Annotated in this window: 5 protein-coding genes; all 5 read right to left on the bottom strand. The window is 34.0% G+C overall.

The window, feature by feature from the left end:
• Nucleotides 1-196 (bottom strand): hypothetical protein (locus SPI61_RS00195; protein WP_321136109.1); only part of this gene is annotated, 196 nt, incomplete at its 3' end.
• Between the two features lie 2 nt (nt 197-198).
• Nucleotides 199-663: a hypothetical protein gene (locus SPI61_RS00190; RefSeq protein ID WP_321136108.1), complete on the bottom strand. Its 465-nt coding sequence runs from the start codon at nt 661-663 to the stop codon at nt 199-201.
• Nucleotides 614-1135, bottom strand: coding sequence for a hypothetical protein (locus SPI61_RS00185; protein ID WP_321136107.1), 522 nt, complete (start codon nt 1133-1135; stop codon nt 614-616). Before SPI61_RS00185 ends, SPI61_RS00190 begins: the two co-directional genes overlap by 50 nt.
• Nucleotides 1136-1154: 19 nt before the next feature.
• Nucleotides 1155-1514, bottom strand: a complete 360-nt coding sequence (locus tag SPI61_RS00180; RefSeq protein WP_321136106.1) for a hypothetical protein — start codon at nt 1512-1514, stop codon at nt 1155-1157.
• A partial coding sequence (locus SPI61_RS00175) for an NUMOD3 domain-containing DNA-binding protein (protein WP_321136105.1) occupies nt 1511-2114 on the bottom strand: 604 nt, incomplete at its 5' end. The genes SPI61_RS00175 and SPI61_RS00180, both read right to left, overlap by 4 nt.

Genomic DNA, 2114 nt, shown 5'->3' with positions numbered 1-2114 from the left:
GTTGAAAAAAATTGTCGGATATGCCCAAATCTTTTAAAATGGATACAACGTCGACCTTAAGTTCTTCCACACTTTTATAAATACTTTCCACTCGCTCATCCAAATCGTAATCGTCAAATTCGCCTATATCTTCGATTCCGTGAATCGCACTATTTAATACATCAAATAATTCGAAAGCTTTTTCTATATCGTTCATTGCTACTTCCTATCCTCAATAGGTACTTGTTCAAAATCCTCAAGGTTTGTATTGAGTTTTTCTTTTATTTCGTCTATTTCAGCTTGAGTAAATTGCGTTTTAAATTCTTCCGAATTTAATGGGCTGCCGATTGAATATCCATTTGTTTCAACTCGAAGATTTAAACAGTTCCATACGTTGTAGAGGTTGTCATCCAACCACTTGTGTTCCAAATAATACTTCTGTTCTTCTTCTCTATCCTCAATCGGCGTTCTTGTGTACTCATCTATAAGGTTGTACAGCTTTTCTTTCAACTCTTCAGGCAAATTATTGAAAGATGGATATTCTGTATTTACGCAAAAAATCTGGAGTTTGCCGATAAGTGCAACTTCTCTAGATTTGAGCCTAATTAAAATGACATTCATGTATTCTGCAACTTCAAATCCTAAGTTTTGAACTTCTTTTATAAATCTTTTTGTTGTCAACATCTTCTTTCTCCTTATCTTTAAACGGAATTTTCTCGAAATCACTAAGCGTGACTCCAAATTTTTCTTTTAACTTTTCGAGTTCTTTGTCTGTGAATAGTGTTTGAAAACTACTCGTTTCAAGGCTATTATCTAGTGTAAGCTCGTCTTCCTCTTTATAGTAGTTAAGATACCTGCAATCGTCGTCTATTTCTATCTTAAATTTAAGGAAAAATCTTTCTGGTTCTTCTCTTTTATCAGGCAGTGTTCTTGCATACATACCAATCAATTCAATCAGCTTTCTTTGCATTGGTTCTAATAGATTATCGAAAGAATTAAAAGCGGTACTGAATTGGCTTCTTTCGTTGTTTTTCACATAGGCTACCAATCCGTGATTGGAATCAGTAACTAATATGAGTCCGAATTTTTCGCTTTTGTCTACATAAAGTTCTAGTTTTTCAACTTCTTTTATAAATTCTTTTGTTGTCAATATCATCTTTTTTTCTCCTCTCTACTCACCTCTTATTATTTTTTCTTGCGGTATAGAGTGCAATTTCTCTGTCAAACGATTCATTTGCAGTTTCTATCAAACACTTGTAAGCGTTAAGTAACTGCTTAAAACTCACACTTCCGTCGATTATTTTTTCTTTTAAAATTGTGTTTAAATCTGAAATCATTTTTATAAAAATCACTTCAAAATTTGCGTTGATTTTAGTTTCGTCTGAAATCTTCTCATATTCCGAACTTTTCAATAAGTCTGATACATCGGATAAATAAATGTTGATACTTGTAGTAAAACACTCTTTTAAATCTTCCAACATTACTAAATCTACTTCGGTTAAGTCACCGAGATATATCTTTTCTTTCTCTGTCATTTTAAATTCTTTCTCCTTTCATTAATGGCAATTTCCATTTTGGAAACAACCACTCCGCTTTTTGTCAAATCCTTATCTTCAAAAATCAATCCGCTTTTATTGAGATAAAACAATTCTTTTCGATTGACCTTAACGAGATTATCTTTGTCGAAATTGTCCTTATTTCTGTCGGCAAATATAATCGCCTCGTCGTCTTTAAGTTTTACATCGTGATACTTTTCGTACATATACCGCGAGTAAAGTTTCCATTGACCCGACTTTGCAAGCTTTATATATTTGTAGCCGTCTTTGTCGAACCTCGTTGAGCCGAGCGGCTTTGTGTTTACTGCAACGTTTCCTTTCTTAAACCAAGTCCGTTCAAGCTTTTTTCTCGTTTCTTCACTCATCGTTTTACCTTTGTTCCACGGGATTGCGCCTTTATAAAACCGCCCTTTGTTCGGATAAACTTTATCCCCGATATTGAAATTTGATTTTGCGGACTTTACCTTTTCTTCCGTAACCGCAACGCCGAACTTTTCTTCAATCATCGTGGCAAGTTCTTTATTCGGATAATACGGATAATTTTCTCTCAAAAAATCGACCATATCATCTGTCCAATGA

Origin of the sequence: Ezakiella sp. (assembly GCF_034180565.1) — a bacterium.
Classification (GTDB): domain Bacteria; phylum Bacillota; class Clostridia; order Tissierellales; family Peptoniphilaceae; genus Ezakiella.
The sequence above is the reverse complement of the archived record's forward strand: the minus strand, read 5'-3'. Positions and strand labels throughout refer to the sequence as shown.

Bases quoted from the DNA above. Each gene is read 5' to 3' on its own strand.
- SPI61_RS00190 (WP_321136108.1), bottom strand. From the start codon at position 663: ATGTTGACAACAAAAAGATTTATAAAAGAAGTTCAAAACTTAGGATTT.
- SPI61_RS00185 (WP_321136107.1), bottom strand. From the start codon at position 1,135: ATGATATTGACAACAAAAGAATTTATAAAAGAAGTTGAAAAACTAGAA.
- SPI61_RS00180 (WP_321136106.1), bottom strand. From the start codon at position 1,514: ATGACAGAGAAAGAAAAGATATATCTCGGTGACTTAACCGAAGTAGAT.